The sequence below is a fragment of the Comamonas faecalis genome, assembly GCF_039538025.1.
Classification (GTDB): domain Bacteria; phylum Pseudomonadota; class Gammaproteobacteria; order Burkholderiales; family Burkholderiaceae_C; genus Comamonas_C; species Comamonas_C faecalis.
Genome location: NZ_BAABBP010000014.1, coordinates 16,475 through 38,851, shown reverse-complemented (window position 1 = coordinate 38,851; position 22,377 = coordinate 16,475). Strand labels below are relative to the sequence as shown.

General features: G+C 69.8%; 16 protein-coding genes. 13 read left to right on the top strand and 3 right to left on the bottom strand.

All coding sequences use genetic code 11. The features are described 5' to 3' along the window. Nucleotides 1-64: 64 nt before the first annotated feature. Nucleotides 65-5,890 carry an excinuclease ABC subunit UvrA gene (gene uvrA, locus ABD767_RS09505; protein ID WP_344869478.1) on the bottom strand — a complete coding sequence of 1,942 codons (5,826 nt, stop codon included), beginning with the start codon at nucleotides 5,888-5,890 and terminating at the stop codon, nucleotides 65-67. A gap of 117 nt (nucleotides 5,891-6,007) precedes the next feature. Continuing rightward, nucleotides 6,008-7,009, bottom strand: coding sequence for an AraC family transcriptional regulator (locus ABD767_RS09500; protein ID WP_344869476.1), 1,002 nt, complete (start codon nucleotides 7,007-7,009; stop codon nucleotides 6,008-6,010). Here ABD767_RS09500 and ABD767_RS09495 point away from each other — a divergent pair. Next, complete coding sequence (locus tag ABD767_RS09495; protein ID WP_344869474.1) at nucleotides 6,990-7,214, top strand: hypothetical protein; 225 nt, start codon at nucleotides 6,990-6,992, stop codon at nucleotides 7,212-7,214. The two genes, ABD767_RS09500 and ABD767_RS09495, sit on opposite strands and share 20 nt — an antisense overlap. After that, a complete protein-coding gene (locus tag ABD767_RS09490; RefSeq protein WP_103044085.1) occupies nucleotides 7,211-8,917 on the top strand; it encodes a fatty acid CoA ligase family protein in 1,707 nt (568 codons plus the stop codon). The genes ABD767_RS09495 and ABD767_RS09490 overlap by 4 nt, the downstream gene beginning before the upstream one ends. Nucleotides 8,918-8,989: 72 nt before the next feature. Here the strand turns inward: ABD767_RS09490 and ABD767_RS09485 are convergent, their stop codons facing one another. Beyond that, nucleotides 8,990-10,720: a Na+/H+ antiporter gene (locus ABD767_RS09485; protein WP_103044086.1), complete on the bottom strand. Its 1,731-nt coding sequence runs from the start codon at nucleotides 10,718-10,720 to the stop codon at nucleotides 8,990-8,992. A 92-nt stretch (nucleotides 10,721-10,812) separates the two neighbouring features. Here ABD767_RS09485 and ABD767_RS09480 point away from each other — a divergent pair, with 92 nt between their 5' ends. The 11 genes from ABD767_RS09480 to ABD767_RS09430 all read left to right on the top strand — a co-directional run bounded on the left by ABD767_RS09480 (nucleotide 10,813) and on the right by ABD767_RS09430 (nucleotide 22,145). After that, entirely contained in the window at nucleotides 10,813-12,423 is a 1,611-nt protein-coding gene (locus ABD767_RS09480; protein WP_103044087.1) for a carboxyl transferase domain-containing protein, read from the top strand. A gap of 21 nt (nucleotides 12,424-12,444) precedes the next feature. Then, nucleotides 12,445-13,224 (top strand): enoyl-CoA hydratase/isomerase family protein, encoded by a 780-nt coding sequence (locus tag ABD767_RS09475; RefSeq protein ID WP_344869471.1) that lies wholly within the window; start codon nucleotides 12,445-12,447, stop codon nucleotides 13,222-13,224. Nucleotides 13,225-13,357: 133 nt separating this feature from the next. After that, entirely contained in the window at nucleotides 13,358-14,077 is a 720-nt protein-coding gene (locus tag ABD767_RS09470; RefSeq protein ID WP_103044089.1) for a DUF4126 family protein, read from the top strand. Beyond that, nucleotides 14,078-16,090, top strand: coding sequence for an acetyl-CoA carboxylase biotin carboxylase subunit (locus ABD767_RS09465; protein WP_103044090.1), 2,013 nt, complete (start codon nucleotides 14,078-14,080; stop codon nucleotides 16,088-16,090). Between the two features lie 275 nt (nucleotides 16,091-16,365). Continuing rightward, nucleotides 16,366-17,286 carry an NAD(P)-dependent oxidoreductase gene (locus tag ABD767_RS09460; protein ID WP_103044091.1) on the top strand — a complete coding sequence of 307 codons (921 nt, stop codon included), beginning with the start codon at nucleotides 16,366-16,368 and terminating at the stop codon, nucleotides 17,284-17,286. Nucleotides 17,287-17,316: 30 nt separating this feature from the next. After that, nucleotides 17,317-18,225 carry a hydroxymethylglutaryl-CoA lyase gene (locus ABD767_RS09455; protein ID WP_103044092.1) on the top strand — a complete coding sequence of 303 codons (909 nt, stop codon included), beginning with the start codon at nucleotides 17,317-17,319 and terminating at the stop codon, nucleotides 18,223-18,225. Nucleotides 18,226-18,272: 47 nt separating this feature from the next. After that, complete coding sequence (locus tag ABD767_RS09450) at nucleotides 18,273-18,770, top strand: YbaK/EbsC family protein (protein ID WP_103044093.1); 498 nt, start codon at nucleotides 18,273-18,275, stop codon at nucleotides 18,768-18,770. Next, nucleotides 18,767-19,033 (top strand): DUF1289 domain-containing protein, encoded by a 267-nt coding sequence (locus ABD767_RS09445; RefSeq protein WP_103044094.1) that lies wholly within the window; start codon nucleotides 18,767-18,769, stop codon nucleotides 19,031-19,033. The genes ABD767_RS09450 and ABD767_RS09445 overlap by 4 nt, the downstream gene beginning before the upstream one ends. Beyond that, complete coding sequence (locus ABD767_RS09440) at nucleotides 19,030-19,620, top strand: DsbA family protein (RefSeq protein WP_103044095.1); 591 nt, start codon at nucleotides 19,030-19,032, stop codon at nucleotides 19,618-19,620. The genes ABD767_RS09445 and ABD767_RS09440 overlap by 4 nt, the downstream gene beginning before the upstream one ends. A gap of 63 nt (nucleotides 19,621-19,683) precedes the next feature. Next, nucleotides 19,684-21,504: a DUF294 nucleotidyltransferase-like domain-containing protein gene (locus ABD767_RS09435; protein ID WP_103044096.1), complete on the top strand. Its 1,821-nt coding sequence runs from the start codon at nucleotides 19,684-19,686 to the stop codon at nucleotides 21,502-21,504. Beyond that, the gene (locus ABD767_RS09430) at nucleotides 21,501-22,145 is read left to right on the top strand and encodes a 3'-5' exonuclease (RefSeq protein ID WP_103044097.1); all 645 of its coding nucleotides are present in this window, start codon (nucleotides 21,501-21,503) and stop codon (nucleotides 22,143-22,145) included. Before ABD767_RS09435 ends, ABD767_RS09430 begins: the two co-directional genes overlap by 4 nt. The last annotated feature ends 232 nt before the right edge of the window (nucleotides 22,146-22,377 follow it).

The following is a 22,377-nucleotide window of genomic DNA, read 5'->3' as shown; positions in this document are numbered from 1 at the left end:
CCTTGGAGCGTGCACGAACCGGGAAAGCGGTGTTATTGCAACCAGTTGAACTGGCACTGGCCCCTCATCCCCTCGCCAGCACCGGCCCCAATGCCAGGCCGGTGTGCGTCCCCGCCGCCACCAGCTCCTCGGGCGTGCCTGCCGCGACGATGCGCCCGCCGCCGCTGCCGCCCTCGGGGCCCAGGTCGATGATCCAGTCGGCCTCGGCGACGACGTGCAGGTCGTGCTCGATGACGACGACGCTGTGGCCGCCGTCGACCAGGCGGTGCAGCACGCGGATCAGCTTGTCCACGTCGGCCATGTGCAGGCCCACCGTCGGCTCATCGAGCACGTACAGCGTGTGCGGCGGCTTCTGGCCGCGGCGGGTCACGTCGTCGCGCACCTTGGACAGCTCGGTCACCAGCTTGATGCGCTGCGCCTCGCCGCCCGACAGCGTCGGGCTGGGCTGGCCCAGCGTCAGATAGCCCAGGCCCACGTCCTGCAGCAGTTGCAGCGGGTGGGCGATGGACGGCATTGACGCGAAGAACCCGACGGCCTCGTCGACCTCCATCTGCAGCACCTCGCCGATGTGCTTGCCGCGCCAGGTGACGGCCAGCGTCTCGGGGTTGAAGCGCGCGCCGTGGCAGACCTCGCAGGGCAGCTTGACGTCGGGCAGAAAACTCATCGCGATGGTGCGCATGCCCTGGCCTTCGCAGGAGGGGCAGCGCCCGGCGCCGGTGTTGAACGAGAAGCGCCCCGGCGCGTAGCCGCGCGCCTTGGCTTCCAGCGTCTCGGCGAACAGGCGGCGCACCTGGTCCCAGAAGCCGATGTAGGTCGCTGGGCAGGAGCGCGGCGTCTTGCCGATCGGCGTCTGGTCGACTTCGAGCACACGGTCGATGCCCTCGAAGCCCGACAGCCCGGTGCAGCCGACGAGCGGCGGCGCCTTGCCGTGCAGATCCATGGCCTCGCGCCCTGCCTTGGTCTGGCGCTGGCCGACCCAGGCGGCCACGTTGGCCAGCAGCACGTCGCGCGCCAGCGTGGACTTGCCCGAGCCGGACACGCCGGTGACCGCCACCAGCCGCTGCAGCGGCACGCGCGCGGTGACGTTCTGCAGGTTGTGCAGGTGGGCGCCACGCACGGTGAGCCACTGCAGCGCGGGAGCGGATACTCCCTCACCCCGGCCCTCTCCCCCTGCTGGGGGCGAGGAAGTGGCAGCGCCGGTGTTCACTCCCTCTCCCTCTGGGGGAGGGAGCAAGACCGCGCGGCGCGCCTGCAGCGGATGGCGCATCGCATGCAGCAGATAGCGGCCGGTCTGCGAGTCGGGCGCGGCCTCCAGGTCGGCGACGCTGCCTTCGGCGATCAGCCGCCCGCCGCGCTTGCCGGCGCTGGGGCCGATGTCGATGATGTGGTCGGCGCGGCGGATGGTGTCCTCGTCGTGCTCGACGACGACCAGCGTGTTGCCCTTGTCGCCCAGCTTGTGCAGCGCGTTCAGCAGAATGTGGTTGTCGCGCGCGTGCAGGCCGATGGTGGGCTCGTCGAGCACGTAGCACACGCCCTGCAGGTTGCTGCCCAGCTGCGCGGCCAGGCGGATGCGCTGTGCCTCGCCGCCCGACAGCGTCGGCGCGCCGCGGTCCAGCGTCAGATAGGACAGGCCGACCTCTTCCAGAAACTCCAGCCGGCTGGCGATCTCGGGCAGCAGGTCGCGCGCGATCTCGGCGGCGCGGCCATCGAGCTGCAGGCCCGCGATCCACGCGCGCACCTCGCTGACCGACAGCCGCGCCACCGCGGTGATCGGCTCGCCGGCAAAGCGCACCGCGCGCGCCACAGGGTTCAGGCGCGTGCCGTCGCAGCTGGGGCAGGCCTGGTCGCTGACGTCCTCGACGTCGGGTTCGGCAAAGCTTTGCTCGCGGCCCTTGTCCTTGTCGGCCAGCTGGGTGTCGTCCAGCAGCTTGCGCTGCTCGCGGTTGAGCCGCACGCCGGTGCCGACGCAGTCCGGGCACCAGCCGTGCTTGCTGTTGTACGAGAACAGGCGCGGGTCGGGCTCGGCGTAGCTGGTGGCGCACACCGGACAGGCGCGCAGCGTGGAGAACGCCTGCACGCTGCCGATGCCCGCCGTCGGCAGGCCCTGCTCCAGCGCCTGCTGCAGGCCGTCCAGCGCGCTGATGACCTGCACCACGCCCTTGCCCAGCAGCAGCGCGTGCTCCAGCTGCTCGCGCAGCAGCGCCTCGTTCTCGGGCAGCACGTCCAGGCTGAACACCGGCAGCTCGATGTTGTGCTCCTTGAAGCGGTCGATGCGCGGAAAGCCGGTCGTCGGCAGAAATGCGCCGTCGACGCGCAGATGCGTGTAGCCGCGCGGGCGCGCCCAGTCGGCCAACTCGGTGTACACGCCCTTGCGGTTGACGACCAGCGGCGCCAGCAGCCCGACGTGCTGGCCGCGGTAGTCGCGCAGCACCTGGGCGACGATGCTGTCCGCGCTCTGCGGCTCCACCTTCGCGCCGTCATGAATGCAGTGCTGCATGCCCAGCTTGACGTAAGCCAAGCGCAGAAAGTGCCAGACCTCGGTGACGGTGCCCACGGTGCTCTTGCGCCCGCCCCGCGACAGCCGCTGCTCGATGGCCACCGTCGGCGGAATGCCGTAGACCGCGTCGACCTCGGGCCGGCCCGCGGGCTGGACGATGGAGCGTGCATAGGCGTTGAGGCTCTCCAGGTAGCGGCGCTGGCCCTCGTTGAACAGGATGTCGAAGGCCAGCGTGGACTTGCCCGAGCCCGACACGCCGGTGACCACGTTGAACCTGCCGCGCGGAATCGAGACGCTGAGGTTCTTGAGGTTGTGCTCGCGCGCGCGGACGATGTCGATGCTCTGCGTGACCGCTGCGCGCGGCCGTGCATAGGCCAGGCGAGGCTCGGCAGCCACCAGCGCCGCCTGCGGCGCGCCGATGGCCTGCGCATACTGCCGCAGCGCCGCGCCGGTATGGGAGTCCGGGTGCTCGCGCAAGTCCTGCGGCGTGCCCTGGGCGACCAGCTGGCCGCCGCCTTCGCCGCCCTCGGGACCCAGGTCGATCACCCAGTCGGACGCAGCGATCACGTCCAGGTTGTGCTCGATGACGATCAGCGAGTGGCCGGCGTCCAGCAGCTTTCTCAGCGCGCGCATCAGCTTGGCGATGTCGTCGAAGTGCAGGCCGGTCGTCGGCTCGTCGAACAGAAACAGCGTGCCCTTGCGCGCCAGCGGCTGGCGGCTGCTGGCCGCGGTGCGGGCCGCCTCGGCCAGAAAGCCGGCAAGCTTCAGGCGCTGCGCCTCACCGCCCGACAACGTCGGCACCGGCTGGCCCAGGCGCACGTATTCCAGGCCCACGTCGACAATCGGCGCCAGCGCGCGCACCACCTCGCGGTCGCGGACAAACAACTGGGCCGCCTCGCTCACCGTCAGCTCCAGCACGTCGGCCACGCTGAGCACGCGGCCGCCGCGCTCTATGCGCACTTCCAGCACCTCGGGGCGGTAGCGCCGGCCGTTGCAGTCGGGGCAGCGCAGGTAAACGTCGCTGAGGAACTGCATCTCCACATGCTCGAAGCCGGAGCCGCCGCAGGTCGGGCAGCGCCCATCGCCACTGTTGAAGCTGAACTTGGCCGCGGTGTAGCCGCGCTCGCGCGACAGCGGCGCGTTGGCGAAGATCTCGCGCACCGCGTCCCACGCGCCAACGTAGCTGGCCGGGTTGGAGCGCGCGGTCTTGCCGATCGGCGACTGGTCGACGAACACCACATCGCTCAGGTGATCGAAGCCCAGCAGGCGGTCATGCGCGCCCGGCGCCTCGGTCGCCTTGCCGAACTGGCGCAAAAGCGCCGGCGCCAGGATGTCCTGGATCAGCGTGGACTTGCCCGAGCCCGACACGCCGGTGACGGTGACCAGGCGCTGCAGCGGGAACGCCACGTCGATGCCGCGCAGGTTGTGCGCACGCGCGCCCTCCAGGATCAGCCGCGGCGTGCCCGGCTGCACTGGCCGCGCCGCGCCGCTGGTGATGGTGCGCCGCCCGCCCAGGTACTGGCCGGTCAGCGTGTCGGCGCGGCGCAGCTGTTCGACCGTACCGTCGAACACGATGCGCCCGCCCAGCTGGCCCGGGCCAGGGCCCATGTCGATCACGCGGTCGGCCGCCAGCATGACGGCCGGGTCGTGCTCGACGACGACCAGGGTGTTGCCCGCGTCGCGCAGGCGCAGCATGGCCTGGTTGATGCGGTCCATGTCACGCGGGTGCAGGCCGATGCTGGGCTCGTCGAGCACGAACAGCGTGTTGACCAGGCTGGTGCCCAGCGCGGTCGTCAGGTTGATGCGCTGCACCTCGCCGCCGCTCAGCGTGCGGCTTTGCCGGTCCAGCGTCAGGTAGCCGATGCCCACGTCGCACAGGTATTTCACGCGCGCCAGGATCTCGTCCAGGATGAGCTTGAGCGCCTGGGCGTCGGCGCTGCGCGCTGCGGCGCCCACGTCGCTGGCGGGCGCGGCAAGATCGGCCGGCGCGCCCCCCTGCTGCAGCCGCGCAAAAAACCGCGCCAGCCGCTCCAGCGGCAGCAGCATCAGGTCATGCAGGCACAGGCCGGGCAGCGCTTCAAGCTGCTCGCGCGTCCACTGCACGCCCTGGGGCATGAAGCGCTTTTCCGGCGCCAGCACCGCGTCGGCATCCGTTTTGCTGCCCACGCGCCACAGCATGCTTTCGGTCTTCAGGCGCGCGCCGGCGCAGCTGGGGCAGGTGGTGTAGCTGCGGTATTTGGACAGCAGCACCCGGATGTGCATCTTGTAGGCCTTGGTCTCCAGGTAGGCGAAGAAGCGGCGGATGCCATACCACTGGCGGTTCCAGTTGCCCTCGCGAAAATCCGGCGTGCCCTCGATGACCCAACGCTGCTGCTCGGCGGTGAGCTTGTACCAGGGCGTGTCGCGCGCAATGCCTGCCGCCTCGGCGTAGCGCAGCAGGTCGTCCTGGATTTCCTGCCAGGCCGGCGTCTGGATGGCCTTGATCGCGCCGCCGCGCAGTGTCAGCTTGTCGTTGGGAATGACCAGGCCCCAGTCGACGCCGATGACCCGGCCAAAGCCGCGGCAGGCCTCGCAGGCGCCGACGGCCGAGTTGAACGAGAACATCGACGCGATCGGCTCGCTGTAGCGCAGGTCGGTGTCGGGGCAGTGCAGGCCGGTGGAGAAGCGCCAAATCTCAGGCTCGCCGTCGTCGCGCAGCCGGTAGACGGCCATGCGCCCGCCGCCGCGCAGCAGCGCCAGCTCGATGGCCTCCATGGCCCGGACGCGCTCGGTGCCGGCGATGCGAAAGCGGTCGGCCACCACGTCCAGCAGCTTCTTGCCGCCGGCGGCGCGCTCGGCCTGCACCTTGGTGAAGCCGCTGGCCGACAGCCACTGCTGCAGCTGCTCGGCGCTGACGTTCTCGGGCAGCTCGACCGCAAAGGTCAGCACGATGCGCGGGTCGCCCTGCGCGGCGCAGCGCGCCAGCAGCTCGTCGTAAATGCTTTGCGCGCTGTCGTGGCGCACCGGCTGGGCGCTGACGCGGTCGAACAACCGGCCGGCGCGCGCGAACAGCAGCTTCAGGTGGTCGTTCAGCTCGGTCATCGTGCCGACCGTCGAGCGGCTGGAGCGCACCGGGTTGGTCTGGTCGATGGCAATCGCCGGCGGCACGCCCTCGACCTTGTCCACCGCCGGCTTGTCCATGCGGTCGAGGAACTGGCGCGCATAGGCGCTGAAGGTCTCGACGTAGCGGCGCTGGCCCTCGGCGTACAGCGTGTCGAACACCAGGCTGGACTTGCCCGAGCCGCTGGGGCCGGTGACCACCGTCAGCTCGCCGGTGCGGATGTCGAGGTCGATGTTCTTGAGGTTGTGCTGGCGCGCACCATGGATGCGGATCAGGCCGTGCGGCTGTGTCATGGAAGAGGTCTTTGCAAAACAGGCGGAACATTCTAGGAAGAACCCTGCCCGTTCACCGGCGCCTGCACCGATAGCTGCAAGGGCATTGCCGGCATTGCCCTGCTGGCGGGAAAAACGTCAGCCGGCACCCAGCTGCGCCTGCACGCGCAACTGCGTGGGCGACTGGCCGGTCCAGCCGCGAAACGCGCGGATGAAGCTCTTCTCGCTGGCAAAGCCCACCGCCTGCGCCACCTGCTTGACCGGGCGGCGCGTGCGCTGCAGCAGCTCAATGGCGCGCGCGCGGCGCACCTCGTCCTTGAGCTGCTGCAGCGACGCGCCCTGCTCGCGCAACTGGCGGTGCAGCGTGCGCACCGACAGGTGCAGCTGCGCGGCCAGGCCCTCGCCGTCGTGGGCGGCCGCCGGGTTGGCGGCCAGCAGCTGGCGCACGCGCGCCACCAGCAGGCGGTCGCGGCGGTACTGCAACACGGTGAGCGGCAGCGCGCGCTGCAGCATTTGGCGCAGCTGCGCCTCGTCGCGCGCCAGCGGCAGCACCAGGTAGCGCGCGTCAAAACACAGCCGGGCCTGCGGCGCGTCGAAACGCACCGGCCCCGGGAACAGCAGCGGGTAGACGCCGGCGTGCGCCGGCGCGGCAAACGGAAACTCCACTGCCAGCAGCGGCAGGCGCGAGTCGATCAGCCAGCAGGCCACGCCGTGCAGGTTGCGCAGCAGCGAGACCATGCAGAACTCGCGCAACGCGCCGTCGCCGCCCGGCGGGCTCTGCTCGGCCAGCGTCACCACGGCCTGCGCGCCATCGCTTTGCAGCGCCAGCGCGACGGTGTCGGTCAGCAGGTTGTGGTGGCGGCACCAGCGCGCCAGAGCCAGGCCCAGGTCGGGCGCGGTGATCGACGCGCGCACCAGCATGCCGTAGCTGCCCCAGGGCAGGCGGCGCTCGAACCAGCCCAGCGCCTCGTCGTCCAGCCCGCGCATCGCGCCCTCGCACAGCAACTCCATTTGCGCGGCGGTGATGCGCTGGCTGGCGTCGCTCACGTCCTGTGGCGCAATGTGTGCCTGCTGCAGCACCTGCGCAGCGTCCATGCCGCGCAGTGCATAGGCATGGACGATGGCCTGGACGAAGGCCATGGGCGTGACCGCGCTGCCCTGGTGCGGCGCAAGTGGCGCGCGGGCGCGAGAAACGGCAGGAAAGGCGGGCGTCGACATGCGGGCAGCGGTGGGCACGATCAGGGTCGATGGCCATTATTGCAACCTGGCTGGCCCCATCTGCATCACGACCCGGCGTACCCTTGGAAACTACCTGCCGCAGGACATGAAGGAGACCAACCGATGACCAGCCCCGCCCCCAGCCTGGCGCAAGGCGCGACCGACACCGCGCTGATCGAACAGACGATTGGCGACTTCTTCGCCGATATGGCCCGCCGCCAGGGCGCGCACGAGGCGCTGGTCAGCCGCCACCAGGGCCTGCGCTACAGCTACGCGCAGTTGCACGCCGAGGTGCGGCGCCTGGCCAGCGCCCTGTTGGGCCTGGGGCTCACGCCGGGCGACCGCGTCGGCATCTGGTCGCACAACAACGCCGAATGGGTGCTGATGCAGCTGGCCACGGCCCAGGCCGGGCTCATCCTGGTCAACATCAACCCGGCCTACCGCGTGGCCGAGCTGGAATACGCACTGGGCAAGGTCGGCTGCAAGGCGCTGGTGACCATGGCGCAATTCAAGACCAGCGACTACCTTGGCATGCTGCGCGAGTTGGCGCCCGAGCTCGCGCTGTGCCTGCCCGGCAAGCTGGCGGCCAAGCGGCTGCCGGCGCTGCGCAGCGTGGTGTGGATCGACGCGGCCGGCCAGGGCAGCGAGCAGCCGGGCATGCTGCGCTTTTCCACGCTGATGGAACGCGGCGACGCGCAGGATGCGCGCATCGACGCGATTGCCGCGCAGCTCAAGAACACCGACCCGATCAACATCCAGTTCACCAGCGGCACCACCGGTTTCCCCAAGGGCGCGACGCTGACGCACCGCAACATCCTGAACAACGGCTTCTTCATCGGCGAATGCATGAGGCTGACCAGCGCCGACCGGCTGTGCATTCCGGTGCCGCTGTACCACTGCTTCGGCATGGTGCTGGGCAACCTGGCCTGCTTCACGCATGGCAGCACCATCGTCTACCCCAGCGACGGCTTCGAGCCGCTGTCGGTGCTGGAGACCGTGCAGGCCGAGCGCTGCACCGGCCTGCACGGCGTGCCGACCATGTTCATCGCCGAGCTGGATCACCCGCGCTTTGCCGAGTTCGACCTGTCGACGCTGCGCACCGGCATCATGGCCGGCAGCCCCTGCCCGATCGAGGTGATGAAGCGGGTGCAGGCCGAGATGAACATGACCGAGGTGACGATTGCCTATGGCATGACCGAAACCAGCCCGGTGAGCTGCCAGAGCAGCACCGACACGCCGCTGGCCAAGCGCGTCTCGACCGTCGGCCTGGTGCAGCCGCACCTGGTGGTCAAGATCGTCGACCCAGAGACCGGCGCCATCGTGCCGCGCGGCGCGACCGGCGAGCTGTGCACCCAGGGCTATTCGGTGATGCACGGCTACTGGGGCGACGAGGAGCGCACGCGCGAGGCCATCGACGCCGAGGGCTTCATGCATACCGGCGACCTGGCAACGATGGACGACGAGGGCTACGTCAACATCGTCGGACGCATCAAGGACATGGTGATCCGCGGCGGCGAGAACCTGTACCCGCGCGAGATCGAGGAATTTCTGTATCGCCACCCGCAGGTGCAGGACGTGCAGGTGGTCGGCGTGCCCGACGCGAAGTACGGCGAGGAGCTGTGCGCCTGGATCATCGCCAAGCCCGGCACCAACCCGACCGAGCAGGACATCCGCGACTTCTGCAAGGGTCAGATCGCGCACCACAAGGTGCCGCGCTACATCCGCTTCGTCGCCGAGTTCCCGATGACCGTGACCGGCAAGATCCAGAAATTCCGCATCCGCGACGCGATGATCGAGCAACTCGACCTGCGCGCCGGGCCCACGGCCTGAGAAGCTGAGAAATTGAGTGCACACATGCCTGGAAGATCGCTGGGAGCCGACGCGCTTCTGCCGCGCAGGCTCCTAGTGCCAGTCGTCGCCCGTGCCCGGATTCAGCCCGGCCGCGCGGCGGGCGACGACCAGGCGCTTGCGCATTGCCACCTCCTGCATGTCCAGCTCGCTGACCAGGTTGCGCAGCGACTCGTCGTTGATGCGGTGGGCCTGGCGCTCGTGGTAGTAGAAATCCCGCTCGGCGTGGATGCAGTCGAGGCGGGTCTCGATCTCCAGCACGTAGCGCAGCTTGCGCTGGCGCACCACCTCGGGCGCCTCGCGCTGCGCCTCGATGGTCGAGACCATGCCGCTGCCGTCATCGAGCAGCTGGACGCGGTTGCGGTACTCCTGCGTCAGGTGGCCGTTGACCTCCTGGCGCATCGCGATCCACTCGGGATCGCGATCCTGCAGCTCCTGCTCGGTCAGCGCCAGCCGGCTGATGGCAGCCATGCAGGCCTGCTCGCGCGCCAGGCGCTCCTCGCGCAGCGTGGGCGACTCGGCGGTCGGCGGCAGGCGGCGCAGGATGATGGGCAGGCTGGCCGAGCCCAGCACCAGCGTGAACAAAATGGTGCCGGTGGCCAGGAAGACCAGCATGTCGCGCGCCGGGAACGGCTGGCCGTCCGCCAGAAACATGGGCACGGACAGCGCGCCGGCCAGCGTCACCGCGCCGCGGATGCCGGCCATGGTGGTCGCCAGGTTCAGCAGCGGCGAGGGGCGCTCGGCCATCTTGCCCTGGCGGTGGGCGCGCAAGAGCGAGCCGTGCACGCCCAGCGTCAGCCAGATCCAGCGCAGCAGCAGCAGCGCGAACGAGATGGCGGCGACGTAGCCCACCAGAATCCACCAGTCGTGGCCGGCCTTGTGCAGCGTCACGCCGATGATGGACGGCAGCTGCAGGCCCAGCAGCAAAAAGACCGCGCCGTTGAACGCCGCCTCCACCATGCTCCAGGTGCCGGCCGTCTGCAGCCGCTCGCTGATGTAGCTGCTGCGCTCCAGATCGCCGAAGTTGGTGGCCACGCCGGCGGCGACGACCGACAGAATGCCCGACACGCCGATCTTCTCGCCGACGATGTAGGCGGCGAACGGCAGCAGCACCAGCAGCAGCACCATTTGCGTGGCCGCCACGTCGCCCAGACGGCGCGTGATGGTGCCGCGCGCATAAGAAAAGCCCCAGCCGATCGCCGCACCCACGCCCAGGCCGCCGACGGCCATCCAGGTGAAGTCGCGGGCCACGTCGGTCCACGAGAACAGGCCGGTCAGCGTGGCGGCGATGCCGAACTTCAGCGCCACCAGGCCCGAGGCGTCGTTGAGCAGCGACTCGCCCTCCAGCACATGCATGGTCTTCTCGGGCATGCCCAGGTTGCGCGTGATCGACGAGACCGCCACCGCGTCGGTGGGCGAGACCACGGCCGCCAGCGCGAAGGCCACGGCCAGCGGCATCTCCGGAATCATCCAGTGGATCAGGTAGCCCAGGCCCACCACGGTGAACAGCACCAGGCCCAGCGCCAGCAGCAAAATGGGCCGCGCCAGCGCGAAGAACTCGCGCTTGGGGATGCGCCAGCCGTCGGCAAACAGCAGCGGCGGGATGAACAGCAGCAGGAACAGCTCCGGGTCGAAGGCAATGTGCAGCCCCGCCTGGGGCCAGGCGATCAACGCGCCCAGCGCGATCTGGATCAACGGCAGCGGGATGGCGCGCACATAGCGGGCCACAATGCCCGTCAGCGCACCCAGCAGCAGGACGAGCAGGACGATTTCAACAGCGTGCATGCAGCATTTTCTTCATCTGCCGCCCGCGTTTTCCGTCCGGCCGTGAAAAAACCCCTATCCCCTTCACGAACACCACAGCAAAGAGGTCAGCCATGAGCATTCTGGAGACACAACTGAACCCGCGGTCGGCGGACTTCCAGGCCAACGCCAGCGCGATGCAGGCGGTGGTCGACGATTTGCGCGCCCAGGTCGCGCGCGTGGCGCTGGGCGGCAGCGAGGCCGCGCGCGCCAAGCACGTGGCGCGCGGCAAGCTGCTGCCGCGCGAGCGCGTGCAGATGCTGCTCGACCCCGGCACGCCCTTTCTGGAGATCGCGCCGCTGGCGGCGCTCAACATGTACGGCAACGACGCGCCGGGCGCCGGCCTGATCGCCGGCATCGGCCAGGTGGATGGCATCGCCTGCATGGTGGTGTGCAACGACGCCACGGTGAAGGGCGGCACCTACTACCCGGTCACTGTCAAAAAGCATTTGCGCGCTCAGGAGATCGCCGAGCAGAACCACCTGCCCTGCATCTACCTGGTCGACTCGGGCGGCGCCAACCTGCCCAACCAGGACGAGGTCTTCCCCGACCGCGACCACTTTGGCCGCATCTTCTACAACCAGGCCAACCTGAGCGCCCAGGGCATCGCGCAGATCGCGGTCGTCATGGGCAGTTGTACCGCCGGTGGCGCCTACGTGCCGGCAATGAGCGACGAGACCATCATCGTCAAGAACCAGGGCACCATCTTTCTGGGCGGCCCGCCGCTGGTCAAGGCCGCCACGGGCGAGGAGGTGAGCGCCGAAGACCTGGGCGGCGGCGACGTGCACACCCGCCTGTCGGGCGTGGCCGACCACCTGGCACAGGACGACATGCACGCGCTGGCGCTGGCGCGCAACGCGGTCAAGAACCTCAACCGTGCGGCGCCCGCGCCGGCCCCCTCGGATCGGCCGGCGCAGCCGCCGCGCCACGACGCGCACGAGCTGTATGGCGTGATCCCGACCGACACGCGCAAGCCGTTCGACGTGCGCGAGATCATTGCCCGCGTCGTCGACGACAGCGCGTTCGACGAGTTCAAGGCGCGCTTTGGCGCGACGCTGGTGTGCGGCTTCGCTCGCATCGAGGGCATGGCCGTCGGCATCATTGCCAACAACGGCATCCTGTTCTCCGAGTCGGCGCAAAAGGGCGCGCACTTCATCGAGCTGTGCTGCCAGCGCAAGATTCCGCTCATCTTTTTGCAGAACATCACCGGCTTCATGGTCGGGCGCAAATACGAAAACGAAGGCATTGCCCGCCACGGCGCCAAGCTGGTCACCGCCGTGGCCACGGCCAACGTGCCCAAGTTCACCATCATCATCGGCGGCAGCTTTGGCGCCGGCAACTACGGCATGTGCGGGCGGGCGTACTCGCCGCGCTTCCTCTGGATGTGGCCCAACGCGCGCATCAGCGTGATGGGCGGCGAGCAGGCGGCCAGCGTGCTTGCCACCGTCAAGCGCGACGGCATCGAGCGCAAGGGCGGGCACTGGAGCGCAGACGAAGAAGAAGCCTTCAAGGCGCCGATCCGCGACCAGTACGAGAAACAGGGCCACCCCTACTACGCCACCGCGCGGCTGTGGGACGACGGCATCATCGACCCCGCCGACACCCGCCGCGTGCTGGCGCTGGCGCTGGCCACCGCGCGCTGCGCACCGGTGCCGGACGTGAAGTTCGGCGTGTTCCGCATGTAACCACGAATCAATGAGACAGACATGAGCGCTCTTTCCATCCGCTACGAGGGCCACCGCGCCACCATCACACTGACCCAGCCCGAGGTGCGCAACGCCTTCAGCGACGAGGTCATCGCCCAGATCACCGCCGCGTTCACCGAGGTCGGCGCGCGCGCCGAGGTGCGCGCCGTGGTGCTGGCCGCCGAGGGGCCGGCATTCTGCGCCGGCGCCAACCTCAACTGGATGCGCCGCATGGCCGACTACACGCGCGACGAGAACATTGCCGACGCGGGCAAGCTCGCCGAGATGCTGCGCGTGATCTACGAATGCCCCAAGCCCACGGTCGCCCGCGTGCAGGGCGACGTGTACGCCGGCGGCATGGGCCTGGTGGCCGCCTGCGACATGGCGGTCGCGGTCGATACCGCGGGCTTTTACCTGTCCGAGGTCAAGATCGGCCTCATCCCCGCCACCATCAGCCCCTACGTGATACGCGCCATGGGCGCGCGCGCGGCGCACCGCTACTTTCTGACCGCCGAGCGCTTCGACGCGTTTGAAGCGCTGCGCATCGGCTTCGTGCACGAGGTGGCCGCGGCCGACCAGCTCGACGCCCGGGTGGACACCCTGGTCAAGGCCCTGGCCAGCGCCAGCCCCAACGCGATGCGCGCGTGCAAGACCCTGGTGCTCGACGTGGCCGGGCGCGCGATCGACGCCGAGCTGATCGCCGAGACGGTAGAGGGCATTGCCGACATCCGCGCGAGCGACGAAGGCCGCGAGGGCGTGCAGTCCTTTTTGCAAAAGCGCAAGCCGGGCTGGCTGGCGTGAGGATGGCCGCCGTGCCCGAAACTCCAAACATGGGAGCGCCGGCATCTTGCCGGCAGCAATGCCCGGGCGCAGCCAGCCCCCACCCCAACCCTCCCCCAGAGGGGGAGGGAGCAATGCATAACGGCTGACAGCCATGGACCAGCTCTGGCTCGACCTCGTGCAATGGCTCCACCGCGTGGGCCTGCACATCGACGCGGACACCGCCCAGGCGGTGGCCGACGGGGCGGCGCACGCCACGCAGCGGCTGGACATGCCCGGCCTGCTGGCGCTGGCCGCGGCGCTGGGCTGGGCCAGCGGGTTGCGGCTGTACGCCGTCATCTTCCTGGTGGGCGCCGCCGGTGCGCTGGGCTGGATGAGCCTGCCCCCGGCGCTGGCCGTGCTGCAGCACCCGCTGGTGCTGGCGGCCAGCGGTTTCATGCTGCTCGTCGAATTCTTTGCCGACAAGGTGCCGTGGCTCGACAGCGCCTGGGACGCGCTGCACGCCTTCATCCGCGTGCCGGCCGGCGCCTTGCTTGCGGCCGGCGTATTCGGCGCCGACAACGCCAGCATGGCGCTGGCCGCGGGCCTATTGGGCGGCACGCTGTCGGCCACTGCGCTGGCCACCAAGATGACCACGCGCGCGGCGGCCAACACCTCGCCCGAGCCGCTGTCCAACTGGGGCCTGTCGTTCATGGAGGACGGGCTGGTCGCCGCGATGCTGTGGCTGGCAGTACAGCACCCGCTGTGGTTCGCGCTGGCCCTAGTGCTGGTGCTGGCGCTGTCCGTGGCGCTGCTGGTCGTGCTTTTCAAATTCCTGCGCGCCGTGCTGCGGCGCGTGTCCTCGCTGTTTTCCGCTTCTACCAAGGTGGTCTGAATGTTCAACAAAATCCTGATTGCCAACCGCGGCGAGATCGCCTGCCGCGTCGCCGCCACCGCCCGCCGCCTGGGCGTGCAGACCGTCGCGGTGTACTCCGACGCCGACGCCCAGGCCAAGCATGTGGCCGCCTGCGACGAGGCGGTGCACATTGGCGCCAGCGCCCCCAAGGACAGCTATCTGCGCTGGCAGGCCATCATCGACGCCGCGAAATCCACCGGCGCCCAGGCCATCCACCCGGGCTACGGCTTTCTGAGCGAGAACGAGGACTTCGCCCGCGCCTGCGCCGACGCGGGGCTGGTCTTCATCGGCCCGCCCGCCAGTGCCATCCAGGCCATGGGCCTGAAGGCCGAGTCCAAGCGCCTGATGGCCAAGGCCGGCGTGCCGCTGGTGCCGGGCTACCAGGGCGAGGACCAGGATCCCGCGCTGCTGCAGCGCGAGGCCGACGCCATCGGCTACCCGGTGCTGATCAAGGCCAGCGCCGGCGGCGGCGGCAAGGGCATGCGCCTGGTCGAGAAGAGCGAGGACTTCGCCGCGGCGCTGCAGTCGTGCAAGCGCGAGGCGATCAACAGCTTTGGCAATGACGCGGTGCTGGTCGAGAAATACGTGCAGCGCCCGCGCCACATCGAGATCCAGGTGTTTGGCGACAGCCAGGGCGACGTGGTCTATCTGTTCGAGCGCGACTGCTCGACGCAGCGGCGCCACCAAAAGGTGCTGGAAGAGGCGCCGGCACCCGGCATGACGCCCGAGATGCGCGCGCGCATGGGCGAGGCCGCCGTTGCCGCGGCCAAGGCCGTGGACTATGTGGGCGCGGGCACGGTGGAATTCATCGTCGAGCAGCCAGGCGGCTACGACGCGCCCGAGCAGATGAAGTTCTACTTCATGGAGATGAACACCCGCCTGCAGGTCGAGCACCCGGTGACCGAGGCGATCACCGGGCTGGATCTGGTCGAGTGGCAACTGCGCGTGGCCAGCGGCCAGCCGCTGCCGCTGCGCCAGGGCGAGCTGAAGATCCATGGCCACGCGATCGAGGCGCGCATCTGCGCCGAGAACCCGGACAACCAGTTTCTGCCCGCCACCGGCCAGCTGGCCGTCTACCGCAAGCCGGCGCACACGGCGTTCGCGCGCGGCGACGTGCGCTTTGACGACGGGGTGCGCGAGGGCGACGCGATCAGCCCGTTCTACGATTCGATGGTCGCCAAGCTCATCGTGCACGGCGACACGCGCGAGCAGGCGCTGGCGCGGCTGGACGAAGCGCTGGCGCAGACGCACATCGTCGGCCTGGCCACCAACCTGCAGTTTCTGCGCTACGCGGTGCGCAGCCAGGCGTTCTCCAGCGCCCGGCTCGACACCGCGCTGATCGAGCGCGAGCGCGCCGCACTGTTCAACCAGGAGCCCGTGGGCCTGGCGCTGGCCGCGGCCGCCGCCGTGGCCGACCAGCTGCAGCGCGAGCAGGCCGCGCCCGGCGCCAACCCCTGGAACCAGCGCGACGGCTGGCGCTCGCTCACGCCGCTGACGCGCCGCTTCGACTTCGGGTTCGCCGGCGAGCCGGCGCAGGCGCTGCTGACCTATGGCCAGCGCGGCGGCGCGCACCAGCTGCAGGTGGGCGGCCAAAGCGCGGCGCTCGCCTTTGTCGCGCGCACCGAAGGCGGCATCGATTTGCAGTGGGGCGAGCACAGGGTGCACACCAGCGTCTACCGCCTGGGCGGCCAGGCCCATGTGTTCACCGCACGCGGCGCCACGCGCATCACGCTGGTCGACCCGCTGGCCCACGCCGGCGAGGCCGCCAGCGAGGGCGGGCGCCTCACCGCGCCGATGCCCGGCAAGGTGGTTTCGTTTGCGGTGCAGGCGGGCGACAAGGTCGGCCGCGGCCAGCCGCTGGCGGTGATGGAGGCGATGAAGATGGAGCACACGATTGCCGCACCGCGCGACGGCGTGGTCGCCGAGCTGCTGTACGCGCCCGGCGACCAGGTGGCCGAGGGCGCCGAGCTGCTGACGCTGCAAGACGCGTGACCCTAGAAACGGCAGTTGGATGCGCTCGCCAGCGCCGTGATCGGCGTGCCAGGCAAGGCGAGACGACGCAGCGGGCTCCTGCCCGCAAGGAGGAGCAACGCCGCATGGCGCGTCGAGCACGGTGCTGGCGAGCACATAGTGCGTTCACTCCACAGGTGAACTCCAACGAAACAGCTAATGTCAGTATCCATGCGGCTCTTGTGAAGATAGCAAGCGGTCAACTGCCGTTTCTAGGGTGCGGCGCATCGGCACGGGCTGCGGTACGCTGTGCAGCCATGAAAATCACTTTTTGCTGCACCCACACCAAACCCGAACCCTGGCTGGCCGGCCTGCGCGCCCTCCTGCCGCAGGCCGACATCAGCGCCTGGCAACCCGGCGCCGCAGCTGCGGACTACGCCATCGTCTGGTCGCCGCCGCAGCAATTCATCGACGAGCAGCGCCAGCTCAAGGCGCTGTTCAACACCGGCGCCGGCGTCGACGCGCTGCTCAAGCTGCGCCTGCCCGCCGATCTGCCCGTCGTGCGGCTGGAAGACGCCGGCATGTCGGTGCAGATGGCCGAATACGTCTGCCACGCGGTGATCCGTCATTTCCGCGAGCTGGACGCCTATGAGGCCAGCGCGCGCGAGCACGCCTGGAGCTTTCGCAAACCCCGGCTGCGGCGCGACTTCCCCATCGGCGTGATGGGCCTGGGCGTGCTGGGCCAGCGCGTCGCGCAGGCGCTGGCGCAGTTCGACTTTCCGGTGCACGGCTGGAGCCGCAGCCCGCGGCAGATGGACGGCATCGCCTGCCACAGCGGCGCGCAGGGCTTCAAGGACTTTCTTGCCGCCAGCCGCGTGCTGGTCAACCTGCTGCCGCTGACCGACGACACGCAGGGCATCCTGAACCGCGCCAACCTCTCGCGGCTGCAACCGGGCGCCTACCTGATCAACGTCGCGCGCGGCGACCACCTGGTCGAGGCCGACCTGCTGGCGCTGCTCGACGAGGGCCAGGTGGCCGGCGCGACGCTGGACGTGTTCCGCACCGAACCACTGCCGCCCGAGCACCCGTTCTGGGCGCACCCGAAGATCACGGTCACGCCCCACACCTCGGCGCGCACGCTGCGTGACGAGACGATTGCGCAGATTGCGCGCAAGATCGCTGCGCTCGATCGCGGCGAGGCGATCTCCGGCATCGTCGAGCCCGCGCGCGGTTACTGAATTCCCCCCTTTTTCTGCTACGAGTCAGCCATGAAATATCCAGACCATGTCCGCATCATCGACGTCGGCCCACGCGACGGGCTGCAGAACGAGAAACAGCCCGTGCCGGCCGAGATCAAGGTCGAGCTGGTGCACCAGCTGCAGGCCGCCGGCCTGCGCGAGATCGAGGTCACCAGCTACGTCAGCCCAAAGTGGGTGCCGCAGATGGCCGACAACCACGACGTGATGGCCGGCATCACGCGCCAGCCCGGCGTGCGCTACAGCGTGCTGACGCCCAACCTCAAGGGCTGGGAGGCGGCCGTTCCCGACAAACCCGACGAGATCGTCGTCTTCGGCGCCGCCAGCGAGGCCTTCAGCCAGAAGAACATCAACTGCTCGATCGCCGAGAGCATCGAGCGCTTCGCCCCCGTCGTCGAGGCGGCGCTTGCCGCCGGCGTGGCGGTGCGCGGCGCGATGAGCTGCACCGTCGGCTGCCCCTACGAGGGCGAGGTCGCCCCCGGGCGCGTGGCCTACCTGGCCGCTCTGATGAAAGGCATAGGCGTCGAGCGCGTCGACGTGGCCGACACCATCGGCGTGGGCACGCCGCTGAAGGTGCAGCGCGCCATCGAGGCGGCGCTGCAACACTACGACATCGACCATGTGAGCGGCCACTTCCACGACACCTACGGCCAGGCGCTGTCCAACACCCTGGCCGCGCTGGAGCTGGGCGTGTGGAACTTCCAGAGCTCGGTGGCCGGCCTGGGCGGCTGCCCCTACGCCAAGGGCGCCACCGGCAACGTGGCGACCGAAGACCTGGTCTACCTGTTGCACGGCATGGGCATCGCCACCGGCATCGACCTGGACGCGCTGGTCGACGCCGGCGCCTTCATCAGCGGCCACCTGGGCCGCAAACCCCAGTCGCGCGTGGCGGTGGCGCTGCTCAACAAGCGCGCGGGGTGAGCAGACATGCCGGCGAAATGCCGGCGCTCCACATGCAAGCAATTCTCATGACAACGACAACCACTCTTCCCGAAGGCATGCAGCGCGTCGCCCAGTCGCTGGCGGCCGCCGGCCATCCGCATGCACCCATTCTTCTCGACGGCAGCGCGCGCACTGCGCAGCAGGCGGCCGACATGCTGGGCGTGCAGTTGGGCCAGATTGCCAAGAGCATCATCTTCCGGCGCAAGAGCGACGATGCCGCGGTGCTGGTCATCACCTCGGGCGACCGGCGCGTCGACGAGAAAAAGGTCGACGCCATCGTCGGCAAGACCGGCCGGGCCGACGCCGATTTCGTCAAGGCGGCGACCGGCTTCACCATCGGCGGCGTCTCGCCGGTGGCGCACGCCAGCGCGCCGGTCACGCTGATCGACCGCGAGCTGCTGCGCTTTGACGTGATCTGGGCCGCTGCCGGCCATCCGCATGGCGTGTTTCAGCTCAAGCCCCAGGATCTGGAACGGCTCACCGGCGCGCCGCTGGCCGACGTGGTGCAGGACGGCACGCCGTGAGCGCCGCCCAGGCGCTGGCGCAGCGCGCACACGAAGTCGCGACCAGCGGCGCGTTTGACTGCGATGGCGCAGCTCCCCTGCCCTCGCCCTGCGTGTCGGTCTGCCGCATGACGCAAGACCGCAGCCACTGCGTGGGCTGTTTTCGCACGCTCGACGAACTGCGCGCCTGGCGCGGTGCCGAGCCGGCCGCGCAGCGCGCCATCTGGGCGCGCGCATTGCAACGCGCCGGCCTGGCGCTGCCCACGTCCCTGGAGAGTGCATGAAACACGTCACTGCCACCATCGACTTCATCTCGCCCTACGCCTGGCTGGCGTTTGCCGACCTGCCACGCCAACTCGAAGGACTGAGCTGGCATGTGCGCTGGCGCCCGGTGCTGCTGGGCGCGCTGCTCAAGTCGCACGGCAACCCCGGGCCGCTGGCGGTGCCGGCCAAGGCGCAGTGGCTGCGCCGCCACTGCGGCTGGCTGGGGCAGCACCTGGGCATGGGGCTGGACTGGCCGGCAGTCCACCCCTTCGACCCGCTGCCGCTGCTGCGCCTGGCGTTGCAGTGCAGCGAGGACGGCCACGTCAACCGCTTCGTCGCCGGCGCGGTGCTGCGCCATGTCTGGCTGGGCGGCCACGATGCGCTGGCGCCCGAGCGGCTTGAAGCCCTGCGCTCCGAGCTGCAGCCCCAGCTGCGCTGCGACGAGGCCACGGCGCGCCAGCTGCTGCGCTCCAACACCGACGCCGCGCTGGCCGAGGGCGTATTCGGCGTGCCCAGCTTCCACGTCGACGGCCAGCTGCTGTGGGGACTGGACAGCCTGCCGATGCTGCGCAGCATCGTCGCGCAGAGCCCGCCGGCGACGGCGTGATCAGCCGGCTGCAAGCCTGATGCAAGCCGGGGCGTCTTCAATGCACAAGCAGGAGAGTCGCCCATGCCCAACGCCTTCAATTTTTCCGCCTCGCCCTTTGACTGCCTGAGCGCCGACGAGCAGGCGTTGGTGCGCGCCAGCGTCGACATTGCCTACTACCCCGAGGGCGCGGTGGTGCTGGACGTGGGCGACGCGCCGCAGCACCTGTTCGTCGTCATCAAGGGCTTCGTCACGCAGGCCGACGGCGACGAGGTGCTGGCCACCTACGGGCCGGAGGACACCTTCGACGGCCGCGCGCTGGTCTCCGGGCGCGCCAGCAGCCGCTTCGTGGTCACCGAGGAGCTGGTCGCCTATCAACTGGCGCGCACCACGGTCAAGGAGCTGATCGCGCGCAACACCGCGTTCGGCGCGCTGCTGTTCTCCGACCTGGGGCACAAGCTCAGCACGCTGGCGCAGCGCGCCGAGCAGCACGAGGCGCAGTCGTTGATGCTCGCGCGCGTGGACCAGGCTTTTCTGCGCCCGGCGCACGTGGTGGACGCGGGCACCGACATCGTCTCCGTCGTGCGCCTGTTCCAGCAGCAGCGCACCACCAGCGTGCTGGTCAGCGGCCTGCCGGGCGGCCGCGAGGGGCTGGGCATCTTCTCCAACACCACGCTGCAGCGCGCCATCCTGGACGGCCGGCCGCTGGCGCAGATCACCGTCGGCGAGCTGGCCAGCCACCCCCTGATCACCGTGCGCGCCAGCGACCAGCTGGGCGACGCCATGGCGCTGTTGCTGCGCGTGCGCGTGCACCGCCTGGCGGTGCTGGGCGACGACGGCCGGGTGCTGGGCATTCTGGAGGCGCTGGATCTGTTCAGCTTTCTGGCCAACCAGTCGCACCTGATCACGGTGCACATCGAGCAGGCGCGCGACCTGGACGGCCTGGCCGACGCCGCGGCCCAGGTCACGCGCCTGATTGCCGCGCTGCACCACAGCGGCACGCGCGTGGCGCTGATGGCGCAGCTGGTGCAGCAGCTCAACGCGCGCCTGTTCGAGCGCGCCTGGCAGATGATTGCGCCGCCCGCGCTGCTGGCCAACAGCTGCCTGTTCGTGATGGGCAGCGAGGGCCGCGGCGAGCAGCTGCTCAAGACCGACCAGGACAACGGCCTGGTGCTGCGCGACGGCTACGCGCCGCCGCCCGGGCTGCAGGCGCTGTGCGACCGCTTCTCGGACACGCTCACGCGCTTTGGCTACCCCGAATGCCCCGGCGGCATCATGGTGCGCAACGCCGCCTGGCGCGGCACGCAAGCCCAGTGGGGCGAGCGCATACGCGCCTGGCTGCACGAGCCCGGCGGCGAGCAGCTGATGCAGCTGGCGATTTTTCTGGACGCGCACGCCGTCGCCGGCGACCCGCAGCTGCTGGCGCCGCTGCGCCGCCAGGCGCTCGACGGCGGCAGCAACGACGCGCTGGTGGCGCGCTTTGCGCTGGCCATCGACGCCTTCGGCAACCCCGGTGGCTGGTGGAACCGGCTGCTGGGCCTGCACGACGACGCGCCGATCAACCTGAAGAAGGCCGGCATTTTCCCCATCGTGCACGGCGTGCGCAGCCTGGCGCTGGCGCAGCGCATCGCCGCCACCTCCACGGCAGAGCGCCTGGCCGCGCTGACCGAAGCCGGCGTGCTCGACGCGCAGATCGGCCAGGAGCTGCTGCAAAGCCTGCACTTTCTGATGCAGCTGCGCCTGCAGGCCGGCCTGGCCGAGCTGCAGACCCAGCGCGCGGTGACCGGCCAGGTCGACCCCACGCGGCTGCGCAGCCTGGAGCGCGACCTGCTCAAGGATGCGCTGTCGGTGGTCAAGCGCTTCAAGGTGGTGCTGCACCAGCGCCTGCGCCTGGACGCGGCATGAACCCGATCACCACCGTGGCCCAGGGCTGGCGCCGCCAGTGGCAGCGCCGCCAGCTGCGCGACGCGCGCTACGCCTTCGTATTCGACGCGCCGCCCGAGGGCGAATGGGTGGCACTCGATTGCGAGACCACCGGACTGAATCCACGCGTGGATCAAATCATCTCGGTGGGCGCGGTGCGCATCGTCGGCCAGCGCATCCTGACCAGCGAGCGGCTGGAGCTCCTGGTCCGCCCGGACAAGGGCGTCAGCGCCGACAGCGTGCGCATCCACCGCCTGCGCAGCCGCGACCTGGCCGCCGGCCTGCCGCAGGACGAGGCCATGGACAGGCTGCTGCACTTCATCGGCAGCCGCCCGCTGGTGGGCTACTACCTGGAATTCGACGTCGCCATGCTGGGCCGCGCCATCCGCCCGCTGCTGGGCCTGGCGCTGCCCCAGCAATGCATCGAAGTCTCGGCGCTGTACTACGACTGGAAGTTCCGCCAGCTGCCGCCCTGGCAGCAGCAGGCGCCCACCATCGACCTGCGCTTTGCCACGCTGATGCACGATCTGCAGCTGCCCGAGCGCCACGCGCACGACGCGCTCAACGACGCGGTGATGGCCGCGATGGCCTTCATCAAGCTGCGCCATCTGCTGGCGCAGTGAGCGAATCCATCGGCCAGAGGGCTGGCCTCCTACACCCCCCCAGCGCAGGTTGCACCCACAATAGGAGCGGCGCCCTCGCCGCGATCAGCGCCGGCGAGGCGCCGGCACTCCCAGGCCTCCCACGCCCCAACACATGCTCTGCTTCAGGGTAGGAGCGGCGCCCTCGCCGCGATGGTTTTCACGCGCACAAAAAAGCCGGGCGCAGGGCCCGGCTTTGGGGAGCTGCGCTCCC

Excerpts from the sequence above, each read along its gene's own strand:
- uvrA (WP_344869478.1), bottom strand. The coding sequence starts at position 5,890 with ATGACACAGCCGCACGGCCTGATCCGCATCCATGGTGCGCGCCAGCAC.
- ABD767_RS09495 (WP_344869474.1), top strand. The coding sequence starts at position 6,990 with ATGGCCTGGACGAAGGCCATGGGCGTGACCGCGCTGCCCTGGTGCGGC.
- ABD767_RS09500 (WP_344869476.1), bottom strand. The coding sequence starts at position 7,009 with ATGGCCTTCGTCCAGGCCATCGTCCATGCCTATGCACTGCGCGGCATG.
- ABD767_RS09490 (WP_103044085.1), top strand. The coding sequence starts at position 7,211 with ATGACCAGCCCCGCCCCCAGCCTGGCGCAAGGCGCGACCGACACCGCG.
- ABD767_RS09485 (WP_103044086.1), bottom strand. The coding sequence starts at position 10,720 with ATGCACGCTGTTGAAATCGTCCTGCTCGTCCTGCTGCTGGGTGCGCTG.
- ABD767_RS09480 (WP_103044087.1), top strand. The coding sequence starts at position 10,813 with ATGAGCATTCTGGAGACACAACTGAACCCGCGGTCGGCGGACTTCCAG.
- ABD767_RS09475 (WP_344869471.1), top strand. The coding sequence starts at position 12,445 with ATGAGCGCTCTTTCCATCCGCTACGAGGGCCACCGCGCCACCATCACA.
- ABD767_RS09470 (WP_103044089.1), top strand. The coding sequence starts at position 13,358 with ATGGACCAGCTCTGGCTCGACCTCGTGCAATGGCTCCACCGCGTGGGC.
- ABD767_RS09465 (WP_103044090.1), top strand. The coding sequence starts at position 14,078 with ATGTTCAACAAAATCCTGATTGCCAACCGCGGCGAGATCGCCTGCCGC.
- ABD767_RS09460 (WP_103044091.1), top strand. The coding sequence starts at position 16,366 with ATGAAAATCACTTTTTGCTGCACCCACACCAAACCCGAACCCTGGCTG.
- ABD767_RS09455 (WP_103044092.1), top strand. The coding sequence starts at position 17,317 with ATGAAATATCCAGACCATGTCCGCATCATCGACGTCGGCCCACGCGAC.
- ABD767_RS09450 (WP_103044093.1), top strand. The coding sequence starts at position 18,273 with ATGACAACGACAACCACTCTTCCCGAAGGCATGCAGCGCGTCGCCCAG.
- ABD767_RS09440 (WP_103044095.1), top strand. The coding sequence starts at position 19,030 with ATGAAACACGTCACTGCCACCATCGACTTCATCTCGCCCTACGCCTGG.
- ABD767_RS09435 (WP_103044096.1), top strand. The coding sequence starts at position 19,684 with ATGCCCAACGCCTTCAATTTTTCCGCCTCGCCCTTTGACTGCCTGAGC.
- ABD767_RS09430 (WP_103044097.1), top strand. The coding sequence starts at position 21,501 with ATGAACCCGATCACCACCGTGGCCCAGGGCTGGCGCCGCCAGTGGCAG.